Origin of the sequence: Paenibacillus tundrae (genome assembly GCF_030812775.1) — a bacterium.
GTDB classification, from domain to species: Bacteria; Bacillota; Bacilli; order Paenibacillales; family Paenibacillaceae; genus Paenibacillus; species Paenibacillus tundrae_A.
This window is the reverse complement of the sequence record NZ_JAUSTI010000006.1, coordinates 246,282-270,914: the sequence shown is the minus strand read 5'-3', so window position 1 is coordinate 270,914 and position 24,633 is coordinate 246,282. Positions and strand designations below refer to the sequence as shown.

Annotated in this window: 20 protein-coding genes; 8 read left to right on the top strand and 12 right to left on the bottom strand. The window is 43.5% G+C overall.

The genetic code is table 11. From position 1 onward, the window contains the following. Positions 1-85 precede the first annotated feature (85 nt). The 3 genes from J2T19_RS13235 to J2T19_RS13225 form a co-directional block, all read right to left on the bottom strand. On the bottom strand, positions 86-385 hold the full coding sequence (locus tag J2T19_RS13235; protein ID WP_307216374.1) for a hypothetical protein: 300 nt from the start codon (positions 383-385) through the stop codon (positions 86-88). Positions 386-509: 124 nt separating this feature from the next. Then, positions 510-1,484 carry a sensor domain-containing diguanylate cyclase gene (locus J2T19_RS13230; RefSeq protein WP_307216372.1) on the bottom strand — a complete coding sequence of 325 codons (975 nt, stop codon included), beginning with the start codon at positions 1,482-1,484 and terminating at the stop codon, positions 510-512. 35 nt (positions 1,485-1,519) lie between these two features. Beyond that, a complete protein-coding gene (locus tag J2T19_RS13225; RefSeq protein ID WP_307216370.1) occupies positions 1,520-2,326 on the bottom strand; it encodes an alpha/beta fold hydrolase in 807 nt (268 codons plus the stop codon). Positions 2,327-2,540: 214 nt separating this feature from the next. On the opposite strand from J2T19_RS13225, the gene J2T19_RS13220 reads away from it, so the two are divergent. Together J2T19_RS13220 and J2T19_RS13215 are read left to right on the top strand one after the other, a co-directional pair. Next, positions 2,541-3,755 (top strand): MFS transporter, encoded by a 1,215-nt coding sequence (locus tag J2T19_RS13220; RefSeq protein ID WP_307216368.1) that lies wholly within the window; start codon positions 2,541-2,543, stop codon positions 3,753-3,755. Beyond that, positions 3,748-4,320 carry a TetR/AcrR family transcriptional regulator gene (locus tag J2T19_RS13215; RefSeq protein ID WP_307216365.1) on the top strand — a complete coding sequence of 191 codons (573 nt, stop codon included), beginning with the start codon at positions 3,748-3,750 and terminating at the stop codon, positions 4,318-4,320. The genes J2T19_RS13220 and J2T19_RS13215 overlap by 8 nt, the downstream gene beginning before the upstream one ends. Before the next feature lie 135 nt (positions 4,321-4,455). Here the strand turns inward: J2T19_RS13215 and J2T19_RS13210 are convergent, their stop codons facing one another. Continuing rightward, positions 4,456-6,087, bottom strand: a complete 1,632-nt coding sequence (locus J2T19_RS13210) for a DUF1593 domain-containing protein (protein WP_307216363.1) — start codon at positions 6,085-6,087, stop codon at positions 4,456-4,458. A 488-nt stretch (positions 6,088-6,575) separates the two neighbouring features. Between J2T19_RS13210 and J2T19_RS13205 the strand changes: the two genes are divergently transcribed. The 3 genes from J2T19_RS13205 to J2T19_RS13195 all read left to right on the top strand — a co-directional run bounded on the left by J2T19_RS13205 (position 6,576) and on the right by J2T19_RS13195 (position 8,854). Beyond that, on the top strand, positions 6,576-7,232 hold the full coding sequence (locus J2T19_RS13205; RefSeq protein WP_307216361.1) for a hypothetical protein: 657 nt from the start codon (positions 6,576-6,578) through the stop codon (positions 7,230-7,232). Between the two features lie 31 nt (positions 7,233-7,263). Continuing rightward, positions 7,264-7,824 carry a DUF1697 domain-containing protein gene (locus J2T19_RS13200; RefSeq protein WP_307216359.1) on the top strand — a complete coding sequence of 187 codons (561 nt, stop codon included), beginning with the start codon at positions 7,264-7,266 and terminating at the stop codon, positions 7,822-7,824. Positions 7,825-7,972: 148 nt separating this feature from the next. Further along, a complete protein-coding gene (locus J2T19_RS13195) occupies positions 7,973-8,854 on the top strand; it encodes an HNH endonuclease (protein WP_307216358.1) in 882 nt (293 codons plus the stop codon). A 74-nt stretch (positions 8,855-8,928) separates the two neighbouring features. Here J2T19_RS13195 and J2T19_RS13190 read toward each other — a convergent pair whose 3' ends face one another. The 4 genes from J2T19_RS13190 to J2T19_RS13175 form a co-directional block, all read right to left on the bottom strand. Further along, the gene (locus J2T19_RS13190) at positions 8,929-11,166 is read right to left on the bottom strand and encodes a carboxylesterase/lipase family protein (RefSeq protein ID WP_307216356.1); all 2,238 of its coding nucleotides are present in this window, start codon (positions 11,164-11,166) and stop codon (positions 8,929-8,931) included. 585 nt (positions 11,167-11,751) lie between these two features. Beyond that, positions 11,752-13,008 carry an amidohydrolase gene (locus J2T19_RS13185; protein WP_307216354.1) on the bottom strand — a complete coding sequence of 419 codons (1,257 nt, stop codon included), beginning with the start codon at positions 13,006-13,008 and terminating at the stop codon, positions 11,752-11,754. Positions 13,009-13,129: 121 nt separating this feature from the next. Continuing rightward, the gene (locus J2T19_RS13180; protein WP_307216352.1) at positions 13,130-14,644 is read right to left on the bottom strand and encodes an AbgT family transporter; all 1,515 of its coding nucleotides are present in this window, start codon (positions 14,642-14,644) and stop codon (positions 13,130-13,132) included. Positions 14,645-14,924: 280 nt separating this feature from the next. Further along, positions 14,925-16,229: a hypothetical protein gene (locus J2T19_RS13175; RefSeq protein WP_307216350.1), complete on the bottom strand. Its 1,305-nt coding sequence runs from the start codon at positions 16,227-16,229 to the stop codon at positions 14,925-14,927. A 330-nt stretch (positions 16,230-16,559) separates the two neighbouring features. Between J2T19_RS13175 and J2T19_RS13170 the strand changes: the two genes are divergently transcribed. Both J2T19_RS13170 and J2T19_RS13165 read left to right on the top strand, forming a co-directional pair. Further along, positions 16,560-18,206, top strand: a complete 1,647-nt coding sequence (locus J2T19_RS13170; RefSeq protein WP_370874871.1) for an alkaline phosphatase — start codon at positions 16,560-16,562, stop codon at positions 18,204-18,206. A 158-nt stretch (positions 18,207-18,364) separates the two neighbouring features. Next, a complete protein-coding gene (locus J2T19_RS13165) occupies positions 18,365-18,730 on the top strand; it encodes a VOC family protein (protein ID WP_307216348.1) in 366 nt (121 codons plus the stop codon). A gap of 179 nt (positions 18,731-18,909) precedes the next feature. Here J2T19_RS13165 and J2T19_RS13160 read toward each other — a convergent pair whose 3' ends face one another. Next, positions 18,910-19,611 carry a DUF4274 domain-containing protein gene (locus J2T19_RS13160; RefSeq protein ID WP_307216347.1) on the bottom strand — a complete coding sequence of 234 codons (702 nt, stop codon included), beginning with the start codon at positions 19,609-19,611 and terminating at the stop codon, positions 18,910-18,912. Between the two features lie 135 nt (positions 19,612-19,746). Between J2T19_RS13160 and J2T19_RS13155 the strand changes: the two genes are divergently transcribed. Further along, positions 19,747-20,880, top strand: a complete 1,134-nt coding sequence (locus tag J2T19_RS13155) for a hypothetical protein (RefSeq protein ID WP_307216345.1) — start codon at positions 19,747-19,749, stop codon at positions 20,878-20,880. A gap of 111 nt (positions 20,881-20,991) precedes the next feature. Here J2T19_RS13155 and J2T19_RS13150 read toward each other — a convergent pair whose 3' ends face one another. The 3 genes from J2T19_RS13150 to J2T19_RS13140 form a co-directional block, all read right to left on the bottom strand. Further along, positions 20,992-21,660, bottom strand: a complete 669-nt coding sequence (locus J2T19_RS13150) for a type 1 glutamine amidotransferase family protein (protein WP_307216343.1) — start codon at positions 21,658-21,660, stop codon at positions 20,992-20,994. 49 nt (positions 21,661-21,709) lie between these two features. Next, positions 21,710-22,768 (bottom strand): serine hydrolase domain-containing protein, encoded by a 1,059-nt coding sequence (locus tag J2T19_RS13145; protein WP_307216341.1) that lies wholly within the window; start codon positions 22,766-22,768, stop codon positions 21,710-21,712. A 204-nt stretch (positions 22,769-22,972) separates the two neighbouring features. Continuing rightward, positions 22,973-24,466, bottom strand: coding sequence for a methyl-accepting chemotaxis protein (locus J2T19_RS13140; RefSeq protein ID WP_307216339.1), 1,494 nt, complete (start codon positions 24,464-24,466; stop codon positions 22,973-22,975). Positions 24,467-24,633: the final 167 nt, after the last annotated feature.

The following is a 24,633-nucleotide window of genomic DNA, read 5'->3' as shown; positions in this document are numbered from 1 at the left end:
TTTTTCACTAGGTTCTGTGATTCTTGCAACCATACACTTTTTCATTCGTTTCTTGTTTGTTCATTAATTTCGAACTAATTCTATTTCAATTTCTACCACCGTGTACCCTCAATACTTCACCACATTCACAATCCAAATGCACACATAAGTCCATTTCTTCCCAGCTACCATCCATCCAATTATCCTGCGTGATCTCATGAGGATAGAACCATACGGAATAATAGGGCTTGCCATAATCCCTTGTATCGTTCTCCAGGGTCAGCTGAATGTGATATCGCGTAATATCGACATTCCAATGCTTCGCCAGCTCCGATGCTCTGACCGCATCGATTGCCCGAATTAGATACGGGGTGTACTGTTTATCGACCTTCAACATTTCATTCATACTGAAATATCACCCTTCTTCCGGCTTCGATTTGAATTACCTGTGTAGGTTGCTTTATGTCTTTACCCAAAAAAAACAACAAGAGCCCGCGATTAAACCACAGGCTCTTATTTTCAATAACCTTTTATAGATGATTGGCATGGGTTACGCGATTTCGTCCTGCTGTCTTAGAAGCATAGAGTGCCTGATCTGCCCGCTGGAACACAGAGGTGTCCGTATCCCCTTGTACCGCCGTAGCAACGCCAATACTTACAGTAATGTTGTATTGCCCCCAATCGGATGAAGCGACTTCAGAACGATATCGCTCTGCAACCTCCATCGCTTGGTCATGTTCACAATCAGCTAGAATAATCACGAATTCTTCCCCACCAAATCTTGCGACCACATCACTGCTGCGTGACATGGATTGAAGCAAACCAGCCAAATTACCGAGTACCAAGTCACCGATTGGGTGTCCATAGGTATCGTTTATGCTTTTGAAATGATCAATATCGATGACCAGCAGGGAGAAATGATTGTGCTGCTGCTCTAACAGGATTAAGCTTGCCAACAAGCTATTCTGGAAGAACCTCCGATTTTTGAGACCCGTTAATGGATCTGTGGATGCCATCGTTTCTAATTGGTCGTTTACTTTAAGTAGTGCTTGTTGCTTTACCTCGTATTCCTCGTGTAACCGTTCAAGCTCTTTGTTGGCTTCTTGTGTCGCCTTGTATAATTCCTGCAGCTTGGTTTTGGTCTGCAAAATATCCTTCTCATGCTCAATTCGTTTGCGCATGACAACGACAACACAGTCCACCACACTTTCTCCATCGCGCGTCTGCCGAACACCGTTCAGAAGAACTGGGACATCCTGCTGATCACTGGTGCGAAAAGAAAAATACATTTCATCCACATGCCCATAGAGCTGGATATACGGATAGAAATACGTATGAAAAAACAATTTGTTCGTTACTGACATAGTCGACTCAATGTGTCTCCCCAGCAATTCGCTACGCTCTAGCTTGAGCATATCCAGCAATGTCTGGTTTACTGATCGCACAATACCTGAATCCGAGATAGAGAAGTATCCGCAAGGAGCCTGATCTAGTTGGATATCCATGTAACAACTGCCTTTCGTTCATAGTGAACTACCCTTTAAACGCTTGCTAAGTAGTCTTTAATCAAACGACTCGTTTCCTCAGGCTGACTTAGATGAGGGTAATGTCCTTTCGCCGTCATCTGTTGCAATCGGCTATTCTTTAGATGGGCGTGCAGATAATCTCCAACCTCAATTGGAGCTATACTATCATCCGAACATTGCAGAATCAGAGATGGGATCGAGGCTTGTTCCAGATCGACACGACAATCGGAGAAAAACGTCACTTCAGCAAATTGTCGTGCAATATGTGGATCTCTGGAGCAGAAACTTTTTTCCAGTTCTTCGGTTAGCTCTTTCCGTTCTGGGTTCTGCATCACGATGGGTGCGAGATAACTAGCCCAGCCGATAAAGTTCAACTGCATCATCTCAAGCAATTCATCAATATCCCGCTTATCAAACCCACCGTAATAATTCGGAAGATCATTCACATAACGCGGGGAAGGCCCCAGCATGACCAACCGTTCAAAATATTTCGTTTCATGAATGGAAGCAAGCATACCAATCATGCTGCTAACAGAGTGTCCTACAAAAATACTATCTCGGATATCTAGCGTTTCCATGATCTCCAATACATCCTGCGCATAGCCATGAAGATTATTATATTTTTCAGCATCATAATAGTTAATTTGAGATTGCCCTGAGCCTACATAATCGAACAATACCACACGGTAGTTGTCCACGAAACTTGGCACGATGTAACGCCACATATCCTGATCACATCCAAAGCCGTGGGCAAATACAATCGTTTGGCTTCCCGTACCAAGTACCTTCACATTGTTGCGCTCGAGAACGTCAATACTCATCAAAATCACCTCTCTGAGGTAGTATCCTACACCTTGATTTTATTCCATTATTATATCGGAAAATGTTGGAATATGGCTAAAAATATTAATTTTCACTTGTTAATTATTCAAATGATAGAACACTCATGATAACCCGCCCTTTACAAACTGACTATCGTCAGATAAAATCATTTCAACATGCTTCATCGCATAGAACATCATACGGAGGAAGATTATGAGTACACTAGCACCAGGAACGACTTTACAAAAGTTATGGGGAAGATCGTTTATTTTCATTATGCTGGCCAACGCATTGTTATTTATGGCCTTTGAAATGCTCCTCCCTACCTTACCCTTATTCGTTTCAACCCTTGGGGGACAAGCATCACAGATCGGACTCGTGACAGGAATTTTCATGTTCTCTGCCATTCTTGTTCGCCCTTTTACTGCTGTGCTTGCCACTTGGATGGACAAAAAGTATTGGTTGATTATCGGTATCGCCATCTGTGCACTAATGACTGGAGCATACTACCTCTCGTCAGGTATAGGTATGATTCTTGTGTTTCGAGTGATCCATGGTTTCGGTTTTGGCTTAGCAACTACGTATTTCGCAACAATTGCAACCGAAAATATCCCCAAAACTCGTCGTGGTGAGGGGATGGGATACTTTGGTGTAGGCGAAACCGTAGCAGTGTCCATTGGCCCTCTGGTCGGAACTACATTACTGCTGAAGTCCAGCTATCAAAGCCTCTTTATGGGTGGTATGTGCATCTTGTTGCTTGCACTGCTTATGGCTGTATTTGTATCTCGTAAGCCTAAACAGATGTCAGCAAATGAAGTACAGCATGCGCCACAAGCAACTGTAAAATGGATTGAGAAAAAGGTTCTGTTCCCTTCTCTTCTCATTATGCTGGTTGGCATTGCCGCTGGCGCGATCATGTCCTTTGTCGCCCTATTTGCTAACGAGAGGGGCTTTACCAATATTGCATGGTTTTTCTTTATCGTAGCGATTGCCAGCTTTGTGGTTCGGTTGTTCTCTGGCAAAATGTTTGACCAGCTCGGCCCCGGTTCTGTGCTGCTGCCTGCCGCTGGATTTGCTATCGCTGGACTACTGGTTCTGATCGTTGCCCAAAATGATTTTCAGTTCCTCATCGCCGCTGCGTTATATGGCTTTGGCTTTGGGGCGATATTCCCGGCAATTCAGACGTGGTGCGTTAATCTAGTAGAAGAACATGAGCATGAAAATGCGATGGCCTCTTTCTTTAATTTCTTCGACCTCGGCATTGGAGGGGGTTCACTGGTATTAGGGGTCGTTGCCTCTGCATTTTCTTATACAATGGTGTATGCTATATCCATAGGTATTTTTGTGGTGTATATTTTGCTGTATCTAATCTACAGCTCTAAACAAAAGAGCATCAAGAACCGTCCATTGGAGGTACACATTGAGTAAACAACGTATCAAAGAAATTGCGATCCAGCATTTTAACCGTTATGGATATGAAGGAACCAAAATGGCACAGGTTGCAGAGGAGGCCGGCATTCGCAAACAGTCCCTTGCCTACCACTATGCAACGAAGAAAGCATTACTGCTGGAGATCTATGAAGAGGTCGTGCAGGAAGAGCAACAATTTGTACGTCAATTTTTTAGCGAGTCAGGCACACTTCCGTTAGAGCAACAGCTGCATTCCTTTTTGTTAGAGCACAAAAACCGCTTTTTGACGCATCCCAATGTCGCTTTTATGTACATTCTCTCCTTTATAACGCCACTGGAGGTTCATGATTTTGTGTTGGCTCAGTATCGAACCTATCTTGGCACACTAAAGGAAGAATTGTCGGCTATTTTTGCCACCGTGCAGGCCACAGATATTCGTCTAAGTCCAGAAGAGGCGACGGTTGCCTTCGTGACCCTGATGGATGGACTTGACGTTCAGCTCGTCTATGAGACGCGTCAGTCCTATGAGCAGGCGCTAGCCATCGCTTGGAATGTATTTTGGTCAGGTATCCAGCGCAAGTAGCAGATCGTGTTCATTAGAACAGTTGAATTTCGTAGTCATATTTAAAGCATTTTCTTGATAAAAAAGCCCTGATCATTAAGATCAGGGCTTGCTTCTTGATCTGGACGGATAAGCATTCATCTATTTATGAAGGGTTTATTGTACTGTGATAATGACACGTTGGTAATGCTTCAAGTTATGCTCACCGTTATCTTGTACCTCTGCGATGATGTGAAGAGTGTCACCAGATTTGGCATCCTCAGGCACTTTGAACGTTACTGTATCTGTATCCTTCCCTTGCAATTCAAGCTCATCTAACTTCTCATCCTTGGCCAATGGGCGCTGTAATCCAAGCTGCAAATCTCCAGCCATCTCTGGTGTTGCTTTGCCTTCCTGCTCCTTGGATTCCTGATAGGTGTCAGCTTCAAAATATCTCCACCATTCATACGTCAGCTGATCGCCATCTGGGTCTTGCCCTTCCGCATGCAGCGTTAATTCTTCGCCTGGAGCTGCGGTCAGATTCAACCCTTCCTTAATCGTGAGCGTTGGATTATGATTGGCATCCTCATATCTCTCGGTTACACCCCAATCTGCACGGGCTGCAAAATCATTCTGTATGTCATCAAACCATCTCATAAGAGAATATTCGGCTTCATACCGTTTGGAGTACGGATTGTAGTCCAATACATTATTGCGGTAGAGCTTATCGTTAACGACGCCAAAGCGTCCACCCCAGCCACCATACGATGGATCTTCCATACTGCGAAGACCGTTATCAATTAAATAGAAGAAAGATGGGGAATCCCCTTCGGAGATAAAATCATATTTATCATATTGCGGATTGCTCTTGAGGTAATCGGCACTGCCGCGCTGCTCCTCTGCTAATTCGCCTTCAATCATTTTGCCGTCACCCATTGTAGCGTACATATCCATCAGCTTGCCATGTCCGTCAAGAAGATTGTTCTTCATCCACTCACCGTGCAACTTGCTGTTCACCTCTTCAGAATGCATCTTCCATGCATAAGCAAAATGCCAGAAGTTTGACTGGTCATTCAAAATACGAATATCTGGCCAGTTCTTCGCAATATATTCATTGTAGCTGTCATCCTGGTCAAGGATGATATAGAGCAGCAACTTGTCACTGACCTTTTTCTGAATGTTAGCCCATTCGGCAGTATCCTTGTATTGTTCTTCAATGGATTTCAATGCCCGAGCGGTTGTGTTCGTTCCTCCCCAGGTCTGTACAACTAAGTCTCTTGAGTCGTCATCCAGAAACAGCGTTTTTAGAAATTCCGAGCCTTCTGTTTCCCTCTCCATCTCACCTTTATTAGAGATATTGCCAATTTTGGTCATGGCTCGAATATCTTCTGGCTTAGGATAACCATCTGCATGCGTGCTCAAGTTAGGATATATCTCCTCGTAAGCATCCAACATATCATACAGCCACTGGGTTCCAGTCCAGCGGAAGGGTTCAATGCCTGCCTCCTTATCACCAGCATAGTGATAGACTGAGCTGGTAAGTACGATTCCGGCTAGATCCATCTCATTGGCATAATAGAGATAACGAATGACAGAGTTCATATCATCCACTTCTCCATCCGTCGTGATCACCGTTCTTGCCTTCTGTTTCTGGTTGTCCGTTGTCTGCTCAGGCTCATTACCTTCCTGCTCTGTTGCCTGATTCCCTTGGTTATCCGATGCTTGTGGCGTTGTAGATGTACAACCACTCATGATGAGCATGCAAGCCAAGAGTGCAGCCAGCATGCTAAATCCCGTTTTCTTGTTCATGCTTACGCTCCCTTCTCGTACTCGTGGTGATGTGTATTCGGATTACCCTGTTCGATCTCTGTGCTTAATATGAGCCATATAAAGCACAAAAAACCCAAACATCAATATGGGTAGGGCACAGCCTACACATATCGATATTTAGGTTTTGCCTGCGAATGCAGTAACAATCCTTTAACTGAGTGGAATTATAGCATGATTACGCTTAATTGTAAACGCATTCAGCATGAAAAAGGTCATATAGACCTAGATTCGTCCTTGTCTTTTTTATGCTATCCTACCGTTGGTCTAAGCCATTCTACCTCGAACCCTACTTGCTCCAGTTCTTTTATAATATAGATGAAATACAGATTCGAAAATAAATGCCACCTTCCACTATTTTCATGTAAACTAAATCTTAGTTACAGAACAACAATGCATGAAGGAAACATGACGAGTACAAGTGCAAATGCATGTGCCGTCCATCGTCTGATGAGGAGGATTCGAATACGATGAAGGAACTAAATACAGCATTAAACCGTTTTATCGAACAACAGAATGTATACAATGAAGCCTACGGACTATTCAAAGACCATGATATACGCCCCTTCCCAAGCCAGCAAGTACCTTTTATCGATGAGCGAATTCCGCTCTCACCCGAATTGATGTACTTTTACTCCAACTATGAGATGGTGGATGCTAAGGCTGAGGGTACGCTTAAAATGAAAAGTGCAGCTGTAGAGATCGGTGACGCTGCCCTGCTATTTTTTGTTGCACCTGAGCATCTCTATCGTCAACAGTTGGGCTACCGGTGGATTGGTATGGAAGAGCCTTATCAGGAATCGCCAGACTGGGAGCCACAGCATGTGGTCATAGCGAATTTGAATGATGATCCTCTCATTGTGGATACACAAGCATCACATTCGCCTGTGTATGCGGCCTTTGCAGGTGGAGAGCCTCAGCCAATCGCGAGGTCATTGGCGGACTTTTTCCATGCACTTGCCATTCTCATTGAAGCTGCGCGAGCTTATGGAGGAGAAGTGAAGGATGAGGACACGTATGAGACCAAACCCGAATATCTGGAACATGTCATACCTCTATTGCAGGAATCGCTTGGAAAAGAGGAATATGTAACTCATCTACTCGCCTATCTATCTTTAGAAGAATAGTTCACTCACTATAGGAAATGGAGATATGGATATGATCTATGTTGCGTTGCTGCGAGGTATTAATGTTGGTGGAAATAATAAAATTAACATGAAGCAGCTTAAGAAAACATTTGAGCAGGCTGGTATGCAACAGGTTGTGACCTATATCAACTCAGGCAACATTATTTTTGCTTATAAGCCAGAACTTGAGAATGCCAATACAGAGTTAGCAGATATTCTTCAGGAAGCTATTGCTGCGGACTTTGGCTTGCAGATCCGAGTGGTGGTGCGAAATATCTATGAAATGCAGACCGTTATTACCGCACTGCCGGAGGAATGGACTAACGATGATCAAGCGAAAAGTGATGTCATGTTCCTCTGGGATGAGATCAATGACGTGTCTATTCTGGACAAGCTGCCCCTGAAACCAGGCATTGGCACGTTAATCTATGTCTCAGGTGCCTTACTGTACAGCGTAAGTCGCGAAGATGCCACCAAAAGTGGAATGAATAAGCTAGCAGGATCGTCTGTCTACAAACAAATGACCGTTCGTAACGTCAACACGACTCGCCAGATCTATACGTTGATGCTTGCTGCGACCGAGAAGCTGTAGCCTTATACTTTATAAAAATAAATCGCATTAAGTTTTTGAATACACTACGTTTCACACTCAATCGAAGAGAGAAGATATTGGTGAGAATTTTATTAGCATACGTATATAGAAAAGATGGCGGTTCGAATTATAAGGAGACATAAACAATATGTTTAACAGTACAAATAGTAATGATTTTGAATTACCTCTACTGAAAGCAAGTTCTGGCCGAGATCGAGAAATAAAACAATTCGGCAACAAGATAGTTGAAGATATTATTTTTCATCATTTATTTCTTGATAAAGACCACAGAAGTCTAGATATAGAAATTCTAAATAAATTAGACGGATCGACTCAAGGCAGGGTGTCAGCAAATATTTTGTACTACTTTGGTATCAAAGGAGTAAATGAATATAATAAAGCACAATTTAAGGGTATACTTAAGAATTTTTCATTATATCAAGGTATAGAAATCTTAGAGAAGCATTTAAATTTAGATTACCCACATAAAGATATGTTAGTGAAAATTATACAACATTTAAAAAGTGATTTTGAGCGGAGAGAAGAAGAAATAGACGTCGACTATATAGATCAAGTGGAGAAAGAAACAGTTAAATTACTTCACAGTAATAAACGTACATTCGTTTCTGATGAAATAAAGACACCACCAGCACAAAAAACGGTGTTTAATGGAAGGGAAAACTTCTCTCGTAATGCTAGGATCGCAGTTGAGGCATTAATGGAGGCAACCTTTAAGTGCGAAGTAAATCATTTACATTATACTTTTATATCAAAGAAACATAGACAACCCTATGTTGAAGCTCATCACTTAGTTCCAATGAAATTTCAAGATAGATTTCCGCTAGCAAGTTTAGATACACATGCAAATGTGGTGTCTTTATGCCCTAATTGCCATCGTTTATTACACCATGGTATTGAAGAAGAATATATTGAGATTTTGGAAACCCTGTTGAATCAGCGTCATTCTAGACTAATTAAATGTGGTATAGAGATTAAGATTGAGGAATTAAACATGATGTATAGTAGATGAAAAAAGGTCAGGAGATTTATTCTCCCGACCTTTTACCTGTTCATTTTTGTACAAATAGATCTATGATACCTGATTTATTCCCAGAAGAAACGGCCTGCGAATACTTTTTCCGTCAGAAGCTTGTACGTCTCTTCAGGCAATTCTTTTTTCATTTTGGCCATGACTGCTTCTTTGCCTTGATAGTACTGTGAAGACATGCCAATCTCGGCCTTTGTATTGCTTGCATCTAGACGCATAATTGGTGCCGCTGCAGCCTTCGTCCAAGGCGTCCATTCTGCGAGATTCGCAGATCCGCCATCCCCAGGATCACCTGTGTACAAGAACTGTTTCAGATAGGCCGCCATAGCTGTGGACAGCTGGTCACGACCGGGTTGGTTCGCTTCACTGAAGTACCCTTCCGGGAAGTACGCAGCTATACCCGCTGCATGCCCTGTGTAAAAGTCCATATCTGCGCCGTGAGGGGCACCAAGCAGAGTCCGCAAACGTTCCGAGATTACACCAGGCTGTGTACCCCATGCAAACCGATATGCATAAACGGAAGGCTGTCCTGCAACATTTGTGAGTCGCTCGGCTACCCGTTCAGCGTTAAATCCGGCATACGCTTCACTACCATATTGAATAGCGGCAGCATATTGTTCCGCTTTGGTTGCATCTGTGAACAATGTTCCATCGTTAATGGATGGGGAGAAGTTCGGATCACCGAAGGCAAATGCCGCGAATTCGGTATCCAAGCTACCCAGTAATACTGGAACTTTAGTGTAGTTCCCTTGCTCCAGAGCAGAGAAGCCCTCTTTTGGGATGACCGTGCCATCACGGAACAGGTGTGGGAATGGCTCCATCCGAATTGCTGTGCCACCAAACACCTTAACCAGCTTGTCCGCAGGCAGTTCACGTAGATACGTAGCTAACTGTTCCTTAGACTGCTTCGCAATCCACGCTTTTGCTTCCTCAGCCGTTTTAGCTTTGCCTTCCTCTACTAGCAATTTCTCCAGAGCACTTTCCGACTTTTGCTCACCTGCTTCTGGTGCTGAAGTCGTTAATCCACCACTGAATGCAACGGCTTTCTGGAATAGTCCTTTTCCAAGTGGTGAGATGAGCGTAGCCAGCACGTCCCGCGCTCCTGCAGACTGACCTGCCAGCGTTACGTTACCCGTGTCACCACCGAAGCCTTCGATATTATCTTGTACCCACTCCAATGCACGAAGCGCATCGAGCAATCCGTAGTTACCGGAATCATCCAGTGCATTACCTGTCTCCAGTGCTTCATTTTTGAAGAAACCAAGCGCACCTAAACGATAGTTCACCGAGATAATAATGCTGTTTGTATTGCGTGCAAGTTGTTCACCTTGGAAGTCCTTGCCTGATCCAGTCATGTTCCCGCCGCCGTGCAGAAATACCATTACCGGAAGTTTGGAACTCGTTGTATCGGGTCTCCAAATATTCAAATAAAGTGAATCTTCACTGCCTACCGTATTTTGCCCAGACAGTTGCAAGCTGTTGGCAGCAAATTCCTTCGCTTCACGTGTCCCTGTCCATGCTTTTGGTTCCACTGGCGCTTTCCAGCGCAGTTCTCCTACAGGTGGTGCTGCATAAGGTACACCCAGCCAGCCAAGTGTGCCGTACTGCTCATAACTCTTACCATCAATCGAGCCATATTTCGTCTGCTGAAGTGTTTGTGGCGTAAATCCTTGATCCTGCTGGTGCTTCAGCCAGCGCTGTTCAAGTGTGCCGCTCCCATCTTTAAGTTGCACTTGCAAGGCCTGCGCTGTTGCCTCAGCCATTTGGCGATTCGAGAGTGGACTCTTGCCACCTTGGAGTGCTTTGATTCCTTTCGATGCCGCAAAGGATACTGCCTCACCTTGCTTATAATCTGTGCCAGCTTCATAACCGAGCGCCTTTAATAACAGTGTTGCATAATCTTCAGACGTAAGTGTCGCATTGGGTTTAAACGCGTTCGCTCCGTCAGCGATCCCCAGATAAGGGTGCTGCTTTAGATACCCAACAACAGGCTGCAGGAATTTCCCAGCTGAAGCCGCATCTTCATACGTATCTGTGCCGGTATAGGCCAGTGCCTCTTTTTCCAATCCAGTCAAACGCAAGTACAGAACAGCTGCCTGAATACGTGTTGCTTTTTTGTTCAGATACGCTGCACTAACCCCTTGACCATTGCCTTTAATTAATTGGGATGAGATCAGCTTGTCGATCGCTGCATTGGAAGCTGGCGCTGTAGCTCCGGCTGCATAGGCAGGCATTGCTGATAAACATAAGCCAAGAACGGTTGCTACCGCGATGGATCGTTTGATTTTTTTCATGTCGTAAATCTCCTCGCTGTCAGATAGTATGTGATGGAATATACGATGGCACATCATTACGGATAACCATAGTATTGCAAACCTAGATCATTCAAAATCTCTGTCTGTGAACCGAAAATGTCCCCCTTTCCGGCTATGATTCTGCTACGGCGTTTCAAGCGAAGACAATACCCATCAGGCGTTTATCTGTATAAAAAAAACCTGAATCGAAGGCAAATAGACGTCGCTACAGCGTGTCTTCTGCCCTCAATTCAGGTTTTGCCTGTCTTCAGTAACAACCCTGAGAATTTGAGGTCATTCAATGATACATAAATAGTAAGCGTACTCAAAATCATAACAGGTATTGCCCGGAGTTGGTTACAATCCTGTTGTTATGGTGATGTTAGCACATAATGTAAGCGTTCGCAATATCTTTTTTACAATTTATTTTATTTATCAAACCAGTATAGCTAGTTGGAAAATAACAAGTCATCTATCCCATTATATAAACGAAGAACCACCCATGAGTAGATGAATGGTTCATCGTTTATATGAATAATGCTTCAATTAAGACATGTCTATCTATATGTTCAATATTAAGATTAATCAGAGTGTTCGCGCTAGTCTCTCCAGCAATGAAACCGCTGGCGAGAGAACCGCTTCATCGATGTCAAATTCGGGGTGATGATGAGAAGCTGGCAGATCACTACCTACGATCATGTACGTAGCTTTTCCCCCTTGTTCCTGCACACGTCGAATCATATAGCTTGCATCCTCGCTGCCAAGTGCACTACCATTCGCAACCGTCTCTGCATGGGTAAAACCAGGTATCCCTTTCGCTTCCCGCACCGCTAGCTCAGCTAGTTCAAGATCACAGCGAATAGGAATAGCTCCACCGATCGTCTCTACACTGGCACTCAGTTCATGCATCGCTGCACTATGCTCAATGATCTGCCGTACTCGGCGTTCCAGTTCAAGGTTTGTCTCTTCGCTGGTTGAACGGGTCTCAATGACCATTCGAGCCTGTTCAGCAATAATATTCGCACCCGTTCCCCCTTCTAGTATGCCAACATTAACTCTAGTATCCGCAGAACTGAAGCGGGGGAGCGCATGAATATTAAGCAGAGCAGTGGATGCTCCGAGCAGTGCATTACGCCCCTCCTCTGGGGATGCTCCGGCATGAGAGGATACTCCAGTGAAACGAGCTTCTAGCTTCGTTGTTGCCAAGAATCCGGCAGATGACCCCTTTATGTGACCCGAGGGTACATCTGTACCGAGATGCATACAGAATAGACGATCCACCCCTTCGAGCATTCCTTTTTTCACCATAGCATATGCTCCGCGCACGCCTTCTTCAGCAGGTTGAAATAACAATCTTAATTTGCCAGCGAACTTTCGATCACTAAGACGTTCTGCAAGTGCAAGTCCAATCGATGTGTGTCCATCATGAGCACAAGCGTGCATAATCCCTTCATGAGCTGAACGGAACTGACCCTTTTGTGGTAGGTGGCGATCCAGTTCACTCTCCCGAATCGGTAATGCATCCATATCAAAACGAAAAGCAGTTGTAGGCCCATCCTCGTCACCTTGAAGTTCTGCAACAACAGCTGTAAATCCGCCTCGCATCTGCTGCACAATGTCTGGATCTGCTCCTTCACGGAGCGCACGCTGATAGGCATCCTCCAACACTTCCAGTTTGGGTAAACCACGCCGTGAATCATCGTCAATTGCATCTCTTCCATAGATGACCTGATATCCCATCTCGCTCAGCATTTGCACCACTTTAGTCGCTGTCCGAAATTCAGTAAATCCTAGCTCAGGATGTGTATGCAAATCTCTTCGTAACGCAATAATATCTATCATATTTCGGTTCTCCTCTCACATTAAAACTAGATATGGCTGTAACCTCTTATTCCCAATGTTCTACTCAACCATGTTAAACTTCCGTTCTACATCCTATTGCTGTTATTTAAAATGTGAATGTTTACAGTCTCGCGTTAACCCCTGGCCCAAGTGGCAGATTGAAGACATACCACAGAACAACCATAATGACCCAGACTGAGAAAAACACGATTGAATATGGCAAAATCAATGAGTAATACGTTCCAAGCTTCGCGTCCTTGCGATATTCCTGAAGAAATCCAACGAACAGGGGTACAAACGGTGATACCGGAGCCAAAGGAATAACGACTGAATCGGATACTCGAAAAATAACCTGTGTAAATGCTGGATGGAATCCAAGCAGCATCATCATAGGGATAAACACTGGGGCTAGAATCGACCAAATTGCCGATCCGCTCGCGATAAACATTGTCAGAAGAGCCGATAGGAAGACCAGTCCAATGACAACAGGGATACCGTTAATTCCTGTTTTCTCCAACAGATCGGTGATCGTCAGTGCCAGAAATTTCCCCATATTGCTCCAGTTGAACATGGCTACAAATTGAGATAGCGGAAACACCATTACGATAAAACCCGCCATCGTCTTGATCGGTTCAATGAGTAGCTTCGGTAGATCGTTCTGATTTTGAATCACTTTCAATTTAATGCCGTAAGTCAGTGCTACGGTGAAGAAGAACAGTAAGATGACAGGAACAATCCCTGACAGAAAAGGAGAACCCATCACACTCCCTGTTTCTGGATTGCGGAGTACAGCATTTGGAGGAATAACAAGAAACGCCATCACTCCGATGAAAAGTAGTGCAGCAATACCAGCTGCGCGCAATGCCTTATTCTCTTCTGGCGTTGGAGCTTCCAGCTTGTAGACTCGTTCTCCCTCATATTTTCCGAGGCGGGGTTCCAGGAATTTGTCAGTCATAAACCCTGCAACAAGCGTCAACACAACAACAGAAGCGGACATAAAGTACCAGTTATCCAACACCGTTACTCCAACATTAGGATCAACGGAAGCAGCGATTTCCGTACTGATTCCTGACAAAAGAACATCTGTCGTCACAATCAGCATATTAGCAGTAAAACCTGCTCCCACTCCCGCAATAGCAGCGATCAGACCAGCAACTGGATGTCTACCCACCGCAAGGAATATTAATGCTCCGAGTGGAGGCATAATCACTAGCGCAGCGTCCGAAGACACATGACTGAAAAAGGCAATAAAGATGACCAGATAACTGGCATAACGCGCCGGAACCCGAACAGCCATTTTACGCATAACCGCTTCAAGGAGTCCTACTTTCTCAGCTAAACCAATACCGAGCACCAGTGCGAGAATGGAAGCTAGTGGTTTGAAATCAGCGAAGTTCTTGACCACATTTGGCAATAACCATTGAATTCCCTCTCGACTCAGCAGGTTTTTCACATGCACCTTTTCACCGTCGATTGGATTATGTGCCGTTGCATTAAATAATGACAACACCAGTGTAGCAACCATCAATGCGAGAATGAGATAGATAAACAATAAAAATGGATTGGGAAGCTTGTTCCCCACTTTCTCTACCCAACCAAAAAGTCCTGTGTTCTCCTGCCTGTCCGCTCTCACCATACATAATACCCCCTGACTGTGATGAAACTGCCTCTGAATAAACGGAATAGTCAGATAAAGAACATATTCCTTCGCGCAGTTTAACGTACATTTAACGAAAATGTCGTATTTTCAGGACATTATATAATTAAGTCGACTAAAAACTCAATACTTATGTTATGTATTTTAACAACAAGCAACAAAAAACCGATCTGTATCCGTTATCACCGTGTCCACTGTACATGGACATGAGACATAAGATATCATATCGGTTCGTTTCTTTCATAATCGGCTCACATATCTAACGTATAAGGCGATAACGGTTACTAGGTCTTCCTCTACGCGTATTTAGCTCACTTCCTGCAATTTCCGCCAAAGAAAATGCAGTCAGACTCCCCATAATTCGTTGTACGTGTCTGACGGTCATTGATAGTCCAGAAGCTAACTCACTAGCTGTAAATTCTTCTTTACCTATTCGACGAATGTAAGCCTTTATTTTTTGAAATGTGCGAATACTAACGCCTGCTTTGTTTAATTGCTCGAGCAATTCAACATCACTGGAATATGTCTCGTAGGACAATGCCTGATCCTCACCAGCCATTTCGACAATCGTCCCATCGGTCTCATAAATAATAATTGGTCCTGCCTCGTCATCCTTAGCATATTGAATCGCTTTACGAGCGTGACGCTCCGCATCAAACGCCGTCTCTCCAAATCCAATACCAGCAAAAGAAGGAAGATCCGTATCCAGTTCCAATTGCCGCATGGTAGCAAAGAGCGAGTCCATATTGCGAGCCATCCCACCTCGTGATCCGTACATAAGGTATCTCCCTGTACCATCCTGATGAAGGGATCCATCAATACGCTCGCAATGGTGAAGCAATAGGCTTTTGATCTTCAGTTCCATATGTTGTAGCTGATAACGTTCTGCGCTGTGTTTACCAGCTTCATGCAGGCGATCAATTTCAATCATCAGCACCCCAATCTGACTATCCTTGAACGCAGAGCTACGAATCTGCTCCACTAACATCCGCACAGCTTGGATCGTTTCCAGCTTGGTCGAATTGATCTTGAAGACAGGAACTCCACGTTCTAACAATTCCTCATAAACCGCATACAAGCAAGTAATTGCCGCTTTGGTGAGCCCTTCTTGCCAATGTCTGACATGAAATTCAACCATTTCTTGCACATCGTAATCTATTGAAAACACGTATTTACGTAATTGATTCTCGGTAAAGTTCAGTTCCTCTAAACTGTCCATCATTCCCCAGCTCTCATTATCCGGCATATCAATGGACATTTCCTTTATATTCGTATCCAATGAATACACTGCTTGGAGGATCGCCTTGTAGAGACTAGCTCCAGTAGGCGGGCAATAAATAGCATGCTCTTTCTTATGAAGAACCGTCTGCGCTGTCAAATATGGAATTGGGCCGGTAAACACCCATCCGTGAACATTCTCACGATTCCGATGAATAATATCTACGGTTTCTCTCGCATGTTCATATGGATATAATTCATAATTAGCTTCTAATTGTTGTCCTTGCAGCGCTTGCATGGTTCGCTCAATAGACAACTTTGGACCAACGACCCCAATCCGATACATTCCCACACCCCTTGTTCACACTCTGTTAAATTTCAGTTCATTATAGAATAGGTAGAATCTTTTTCTTTGGTTATAAAAATCATACCGAACCGGGCTTCCTCTGTAAACCACAGACAATTCGTAATTCAGAAACAGAAGGCGGAGAACAGGAATGCATTATAGAGTAGATGGTATCAACTTTCTATTTATCATGGATGAAACTCGTTTCCACTTGCCTCATAATCGTAAAATTTACATTTATTTAATCTACAGGTAACGCTCATTTATCATTCATTGATTACACTTGGTTCTGGATACCAAACTATACATATCTTATAGGAGGCTGTGTTCATGTTAACTCGCTTTAACGCTCGTGCAGCAAAAATGATGCTCGCGGTGACTACGATTGTAACCGCTACCCTGGGTGGAAGCAGTGCCGCTTGGGCTGTGGAGGATAGCACGTCCAGTGCATCCCCAATCAAAAATGTGATTATCCTGATCCCAGACGGAATGGCTAATGATGCTACCGCTCTTGCTCGCTGGTACAAGGGTTCATCTCTTACACTGGATTCTATGGCAAGTGGTTTGGTACGTACTCACTCCGCGGATGCGCCGATTGCGGACTCGGCGCCAGCAGGAACAGCTTTTGCAACAGGGCACAAATCTCACACGGGCTATGTTGGCGTCCTGCCGGATAAAGCGACCATGCCTGGACAGAAAGCAATTGCACCAGGTGATGCCAAGAAGCCGATAGCCTCCATTCTTGAAGCATCCCGACTTGCGGGTAAAGCAACAGGAATCATCTCTACTTCTGAGATTATGCATGCTACGCCAGCTGACTTCTCGGCTCATTATCCAGATCGCAAAAACTACGACGCTCTGAGCAAACAACAAGTTTACAATGGTATGGACGTTGTACTCGGTGGCGGTAGCCGTTATCTTGAGCCTGCTGGTCGTAAAGATGGCGAGAATCTTGTCTCCTCCATTAAAGCGCTGGGATATGATTATGTAACTACGCCTGAAGCAATGAAAGCATCTAACTCAAACAAGCTGTGGGGTATGTTTGCACCTGCAGGTATGTCTTATAATATGGATCGTGATCCAGCCAAACAACCAAGTCTTGCAGAAATGACTGCTAAAGCAATTGATGTGCTTTCCAAAGATGAAGATGGCTTCTTCCTCATGGTTGAAGGTAGTAAAGTAGACTGGGCAGCACATGCCAATGATCCAATCGGTATCATTAGTGATGTCCTTGCCTTTGATGATGCAGTCAAAACAGCTATGGATTTTGCCAAATCCAATCAAGAAACCGTTGTTGTTGCTGTAACAGACCACGGTAATGGCGGACTTACCATTGGTAATAATGCAACTTCAGGTACGTACGACGAAGAGCCCTTGTCCACATTTATCGGACCTTTGAAAAAGGCCAAGCTGACAGGTGAAGGTGTTGAAGCGAAGCTGAATGCTCAGCGCACAAACATCAAAGCTGTAATGAAGCAATACTATGGCATCTCTGACCTGACTTCAGAAGAAGTAAAAGCAATCAAAGAAGCAAAGCCAGGTAGCCTTAACTATGTTGTTGGACCAATGATCAGCAAACGTGCGGGGATCGGCTGGACAACTGGTGGTCACACGGGTGGAGATGTAGTTCTGTATACGTATGCTCCGAACAATGACCGTCCATTCGGCGTGATCGACAACACAGATGTTGCTAAATACATGGCACGTGTGCTTAACCTGGATCTGGACAGCGTTAGCAAACAGTTATTTGTACCTGCGAAGCAAGCATTTACAGCTAAAGGTGCAACGTACAAGCTGGATCTGACAGATGCGAAGAACCCTAAAATCCTTGTAACTAAAGGTAGCACCAAGCTGGAATTGCAAATCTACAAAAATATCGCTCTCGTAAATGGCAAGAAAACCATGCTGGACGGTGTGATCGTCTATAACGGCGTTGATGCATTTGTACCACAGATGGCTGTTGATCTGATTCAATAAAAGTAGTTTGGAATTAAATACCAAACGAGTCCGCACAATGATGTGCGGGCTCTTTCATTCGTCTGAAATATACCTGTAAAGTATATCTGCATGGCTTATCTTTGCCGTATAATAAACGTAATGTTTCTACATATAACGTAAAAAGGAGAGATTCTCCCATGTTAATTAAACTAAATTGGATTACTCTGCGTGTGAGCAACCTAGAGAACTCGCTGGCGTTTTACAACGGAAAACTAGGGCTTCCGATTCAGCGCAGATTCGAGAGTCGCGGACGACAGATTGCTATGCTTGGCATAAAAAATGAAACGAAGCTAGAACTAATCGAGGGCAGCGAATCCATCCTTAAACCGGAAGCTGGCATATCGATTGGGTATGAAGTGAACTCCCTAGAGGAAGCGGTAGAGCAACTGAAAACGCTGGATATTCCGATTATCCGCGGCCCAATTCAGCCCAATCCTCATCTGCGCTTTATTTACATTACTGACCCAGACGGATTCGAGGTACAGCTAGCTGAACATATATGATCAGCTAGCTGCGGTTCGAGCCTAAATGCTCTGGATCGATGAAACGATGTTTTAGTAGGGTAGCCCCAGCTAGACACTAACTAAATTGCTAATCGTTGTTGTAACTGTTCAACTAACCTTTGTTCACGTGATCAGCAATTCGCTCACCAGGCTTTCTCGATCCGAGAGTCCAATATTGCTCAACTCCTTGTGGACTGTCTATCATACAATTGTTCTGCAAGCCGGCGATAAGCAGGCCCGTCAACGCGCTGACGCACCTCTTCCTCATCCATTTCAAGCCAGTAGTCTGCTTCCATTAACTCTAGCATGTCTAGCAATGTGATCTCTGCACATGCGGGATGTTCACAAACAGCCAGCATTGGCTCAGGCCCATCATCCCAGTTATATTCGCTAACAACGGCATGTATCAGCACTGCGGAATCCAGCTCACGAATCTTGACGATGGCCTGCTCTATTGATTCTTCATATACAATGGCATCCACCTTGCTCTGCTCGTTCTCGGTTAACTTCAACCGGATTGCACCTGGTGTATCCAATAATAGATCAGCGATGTCAGGATTAGACCGTGCAGCATTCCAGGCCGTGCCTAGAATGCCCTGTGGAGAATCTAGCTTGGCTCCAAATTCAAGTAGAAGCGAAATGGCCTCTACCTGCTTGAATCGTATGGCCTTTTTGAGTGCGGTATCCCCAAGTTTATCTTCAATCTCCAGGTCTGGGTTCTGTTCTAATAAACAGCGTATGCCTGCAGCAGGCATGCGCGCAGTTAAGCAGAGCATCAACGGTGTCCGGCCCCGCTCATCTCTCTCATTGATATTCAAACCTTGGACTGCTTCCCGAATTTGATTCACATCTTTTATTTTGCTAGTTTCCACCCAATTCATCAGGTTCTTCTGCCTCCTATTCCTCTAATCCTATGTATACTGTTAAGCTTTTTGACAATATATTCTTCTCCCTATTATATTGAATCTTGAACACCGTGTACAAATCTTGTAAAACCCTTATTTCGGAGGTGCATCATGTCTTTTTATCCCGTTCCACTTCCTGAGCTTCATCCTTCACCTGGAACATTAATAACCATCCAAGAACTAACCGAGGAATCGCACGACCCAGAGCGGATTATGGTACTTGCCTTAAATGACCTTGCTGAGTTATGGAAGCTCAACCTACATACCGGAGTAACCGAACGAATTCTGCAAACGAACATCCCTGATCTGAATCTACTTCATCCTGTTCAGATCGTTATTAGTCCAGATGGAGCTGTCGCTGCAGTATCTAATGTGTATGGGCAACATGCGGCTGTATATGATCTATTAGATGGAAAAGAAATCCTGCAATTATCGCGAGACGACTATCATTATGATGTATCTACATACCCACTAAGTTTTGCTTATATAGATCAGCGATTAATCTTAATCCACGGTACAGAGTGGAATCGGTTAGATCTAACCGATGTTCTCCGTGGTACATCCCTTACAGTTAGACCCACTCCAAAATATAATAATGATTCCAATCAGAACACGGACGAGCCTGGTACAAGTAAACATTATCTCGATTACTTTCATGGTAAATTAAGCGTGTCTCCTGATCAGAAATGGATTGTAGATAGCGGATGGGTATGGGCACCTCTAGGTATTGCCCGTTCCTGGAGTTTGGAAAACTGGTTAAAACATGTATGGGAATCGGAGGACGGAGCCTCGATCCATAAACTATGGCAAACCATGGATTGGGATCTGCCTTCCGCCTGGATTTCACCCCATACCATAGCAATCTGGGGTCAAGTAGACGAAGAAATGGTGGATGAAGAAGATTGGCAGGAAGAGGGTGTATCACCCGCCATTATTTTATTTAATGCGCAAACAGGTGAGCGAATCGGCGTCATCACTTCCGTGCCTGCCTTCAGTACAACGAGTCCGGTAGAAGTTGTCTTCCCCCATGCTCAAGCGGGTATCGCCGCAGATCAAGATAAGCTTTTTACTTGGAGATACGGGCTCGATCTGTACGTATGGAATTGCTCTACCCTGACTTGTGATGCCACCACGACAGAAGTTCACCCACAGTTGTATCATCACCAAGCTAGGCTTTTTATTGGGCTGTCTACAGATGCACCACATCAGTTACTCGCTTGGAGATATGATTCGAATTCGGCGTAAATTAGTAATCGGAAGCTTTAAAGAGTTTTCTTCTTCATGAATGAAAAACAATTCTTCTCAAAATAAAATACCAGTAAGACTTAGAGCCATTAGTAAATTCCCTCACCCTGATTAGAGCGTCTCAGCCAATTTCTGAATCTTTGAGTGGGATATTAAATAGATCGAACCCATTGTTTCTATTACGCCGTCCTTCACACGCATAGCGCTCTCCTGTTCTGCCGCATAAACATCCATTTCCTCAGACAAAGGGAACAGATAGCCTTGAACAAACGTGGCGTAGTTTCGTAGCGAGTGTGATTCATAGGCAAAATGACCAAAGCCAATCCCTTCGTAAATCGTACTTGTTTCAACTTCGTCGCTAGTAGTCTCCAGGTTCAACCATTTGGCAGCCATGTTTAATGAACCAGCGCTGGCACCCAGAATGACGGCATTGCTCTTCTTAATAACATCCATTAATTCATAATCCATCAAAAAATCGTGCTGCAAAGCAGGATATCCACCGCAACAAAAAATGACAGAAGCGTTCTGAATCAAAAGCTGAGCATCCTCCTTCGGCATACGGTAATCAACAAAATGATATTCATCGAACATAAGGTTAGCCTGCTTCAACCATGTCCATTCCGAAATATCATCAAAGTTAATCTGATCATCTTCATAATTAGAAGGATCCGCACTAATCATGACAAGCGATTGTCTGTCTGTAATATCCTTATGCAACAATTTGACCAGCTTTTCTGGCAAAAAATGATTAAACCAACTGAAATAATAGTGAGTACTCAAACTTTGTTACCTCCATATATGTATTATTATTTTAATGACTCCTCGTACTTCATTCGCTACTTAACATTGCTTCAAGTATTTCTATACCTACTGAGTCTATCATCATTGCTTGAGCAGGCTCTTTTCTAGTAATCCATTTCTTTAATTGAGCAACATAATGATCGATAAGCACGTTGGAGAAAAAAGAATAATTCGATAACAATACAACTCCTACACGGAGTTCCTTGTTGAAAGCTAGAAAGCTGTTAAAACCCGCTGAACCTCCGTTATGCCAGAGAATCTCTTTATCTTGAATGTTATCCCCAGCCCAGCCAAAATAAAGATTCGCATTTCCAATGGTGTTCGGAAGATGACTTTTGGCTAGTATAGAGGCGATCGGATGATCATCATTTAGATTGGCTTGAACCAATAAACTCATATCACGAATAGAAGACTTGATCCCACCAGCTCCTTCATGTATAGCGAGATTCCAATGAGGGACTCTTCTGCCAGTTGAAGCATGTCCATTCAAAAATCTGCTATCCTGTTCTGAATTAAGCAGAATGGCTGTTTCTTTCATTTGTAGTGGTTCAGTTATATATCTTTTTAACATTTCATCATATGTACTCCCCGACACCTTACATAAAATATTGCCCAGCAAACCCACGGCAAGATTGGAATATGCAAATGAACCAATGCCATCCGTGAAATCAGCTGTATCTAAAAAAGAGGATAAATCTTCCTCCGTATACATGGAATAAGGATCTGATCTTTTCTTAGCCATATTATGGTTGGTTGCCAAAATAGGTAATCCCGAGGTATGAGTAGCAAGGTTCTTCAAGGTGATTTTATTCAAATAATCATTCTTAACGCTTGGCAGGAACTTACCAACCACATCATCTGTGGATAGCACGTTTTCTTCCTCCATTGCTAATAAAAGAATGGATGTAAATACTTTCGTTATAGAGCCGATTTCAAATAACCTATGCTCAGGAGGAACTATACTTTTCTTTTTATCATGACTAAACGAAAAGTATTCAATATCATTCCCTCTTATAATCCCAATAGCAAGGTGTAAATGCTTCTTATCTTTCGTGTAATCTGAAACAAAGTTATGTATATTCTGCATAGGGCAAAGTTACTCCTTTTAGTTTTATGATGCTTACATCACTCGAACGTTGAAATCACGTTAATCAACTTATTTGGGACGCCACATTATGTATTCGTATACAACCCTTATTATTCCTGCCCTTCAACTTAATGAAAACCAAAAGAGCCTATCCATTTACGTTAGGACAGGCTCTATTTTGCATCGAAACATAATTCTTCAAACTTATGCCGATTGCTCACTTGGAACAGTAACATTCGATGAATTCTGATCGTCCGCTACCAATTCATTCAAACTCCTGATTAACAATTCTAACTCATCGAAGCTACTCACAATGTTCTGCGTAAGATTACGCTGTTCCTCCATGCTTGCCAGAATCTCTTCTGCCGCTGCACTGGATTGCTCCGTCACGCTAGATATATCAGCGACTTCATTAACTACTTTGGTTGAAGCATCTTTCATGGTCGCCGAACTACCTTCAATGTCCATCGCTTGACTCAAGACATGCTGAGAATTGCCATTAATCGTACGGAATACATCTTCAGCCGTTTCTACAGTTTCCTGGCCTTTTGACAACGACTCTCGGATATTAACAAAACGATCTGTTAGCGCCTGTGTTTGTCCTTTCAATCTGGCTAACACCGTAGCAATTTCCTGAGCCGATTGTCCAGAATGCTCAGCGAGCTTGCGAACTTCCTCTGAAACGACCGCGAAACCACGACCTTGTTCTCCAGCACGAGCCGCTTCAATAGCAGCATTAAGGGCAAGGAGATTCGTCTGACTGGCAATTTCCGTGATGCTGCTCAGCAGCATGGTCATAGACTCACTCTCTTGATTGAATCGTTCCATATCATCCGCAGTGATCTTAATTTGATCAGAAATCCCCTGCATCTGTACGTTTAGTTGCTCCATTTGTGTACTTCCTGTTTGCGTGCTTTGGGTCATATGCGAAGAAAGTTCCTTCATTTTAGATGAATTAGCCGCTACATCTCGAATATGCTGATCGGATTGAGACAAGGAGCCTGATATTTCTGCTACACTCGTGGCTTGGAACTCCACACCCTTTGCTACTTCACTGAAACCAATCGTTACCTCATTCATAATTGAACCTGTTTCGTCAACTTTGCGCTTCAATTGATCCGTGAAATTAGTCAATCCCGTTACCGATACCTTGACTCGTTCTAGCATCGATTCAACCCTGACACGAGATTGCTCGACCTCAGCCCATCTTTTCTCACTCTCACGGAAGAGTTTCTGAGACATGTGTGCGACCAAAAACAGAATTCCACCAATTGCGCCGACGAGAATGACTTGGGTTATATCCTTATTAAAAACTTCTGCGGTCGTGCTTGGAAGAATGAACAATTTAAGAATATCATTCGCATACATGACTAAGAATCCAATCAAAAACATTTTCTTATCTGGATACAATAATATAACGGAAGAGATCAAAATGGTCATTATGGATTGGTTACTTCCCCATCCCCCGTAAATTCCACAAGCAACAATAATAACTGTAATTAGCCATGGAATGAGATGAATGTGCTTTTTCTTCACATTAGCATAGGTCGCCCACGATGCAAATAAAATGGCGACAATATTCGAAAAAATTAACTTGGGATGCATAAAGATCATAGCAAACCCCAATGCCACTACACCCCATAAGATGATAGTGATGACTTTGTTTCTGTTCCACATAATCTCATCGTAACGATTCATTCATTCTCCACCCTTTTAGTTAAAATCAAACAATCATCGTTTAAACTCATATGTACATTCATTTCTCATGCCTCACTCTTAAAAAGATGCATACTCACAGACTAATTTATCTTTGTGTCTGATGTATTCTATCTACTGAGATCAATACGCACTAATAATATATCGGC

Bases quoted from the DNA above. Each gene is read 5' to 3' on its own strand.
- J2T19_RS13235 (WP_307216374.1), bottom strand. From the start codon at position 385: ATGAATGAAATGTTGAAGGTCGATAAACAGTACACCCCGTATCTAATT.
- J2T19_RS13230 (WP_307216372.1), bottom strand. From the start codon at position 1,484: ATGGATATCCAACTAGATCAGGCTCCTTGCGGATACTTCTCTATCTCG.
- J2T19_RS13225 (WP_307216370.1), bottom strand. From the start codon at position 2,326: ATGAGTATTGACGTTCTCGAGCGCAACAATGTGAAGGTACTTGGTACG.
- J2T19_RS13220 (WP_307216368.1), top strand. From the start codon at position 2,541: ATGAGTACACTAGCACCAGGAACGACTTTACAAAAGTTATGGGGAAGA.
- J2T19_RS13210 (WP_307216363.1), bottom strand. From the start codon at position 6,087: ATGAACAAGAAAACGGGATTTAGCATGCTGGCTGCACTCTTGGCTTGC.
- J2T19_RS13205 (WP_307216361.1), top strand. From the start codon at position 6,576: ATGAAGGAACTAAATACAGCATTAAACCGTTTTATCGAACAACAGAAT.
- J2T19_RS13200 (WP_307216359.1), top strand. From the start codon at position 7,264: ATGATCTATGTTGCGTTGCTGCGAGGTATTAATGTTGGTGGAAATAAT.
- J2T19_RS13195 (WP_307216358.1), top strand. From the start codon at position 7,973: ATGTTTAACAGTACAAATAGTAATGATTTTGAATTACCTCTACTGAAA.
- J2T19_RS13190 (WP_307216356.1), bottom strand. From the start codon at position 11,166: ATGAAAAAAATCAAACGATCCATCGCGGTAGCAACCGTTCTTGGCTTA.
- J2T19_RS13185 (WP_307216354.1), bottom strand. From the start codon at position 13,008: ATGATAGATATTATTGCGTTACGAAGAGATTTGCATACACATCCTGAG.
- J2T19_RS13180 (WP_307216352.1), bottom strand. From the start codon at position 14,644: ATGGTGAGAGCGGACAGGCAGGAGAACACAGGACTTTTTGGTTGGGTA.
- J2T19_RS13175 (WP_307216350.1), bottom strand. From the start codon at position 16,229: ATGTATCGGATTGGGGTCGTTGGTCCAAAGTTGTCTATTGAGCGAACC.
- J2T19_RS13170 (WP_370874871.1), top strand. From the start codon at position 16,560: ATGTTAACTCGCTTTAACGCTCGTGCAGCAAAAATGATGCTCGCGGTG.
- J2T19_RS13165 (WP_307216348.1), top strand. From the start codon at position 18,365: ATGTTAATTAAACTAAATTGGATTACTCTGCGTGTGAGCAACCTAGAG.
- J2T19_RS13160 (WP_307216347.1), bottom strand. From the start codon at position 19,611: ATGAATTGGGTGGAAACTAGCAAAATAAAAGATGTGAATCAAATTCGG.
- J2T19_RS13155 (WP_307216345.1), top strand. From the start codon at position 19,747: ATGTCTTTTTATCCCGTTCCACTTCCTGAGCTTCATCCTTCACCTGGA.
- J2T19_RS13145 (WP_307216341.1), bottom strand. From the start codon at position 22,768: ATGCAGAATATACATAACTTTGTTTCAGATTACACGAAAGATAAGAAG.
- J2T19_RS13140 (WP_307216339.1), bottom strand. From the start codon at position 24,466: ATGAATCGTTACGATGAGATTATGTGGAACAGAAACAAAGTCATCACT.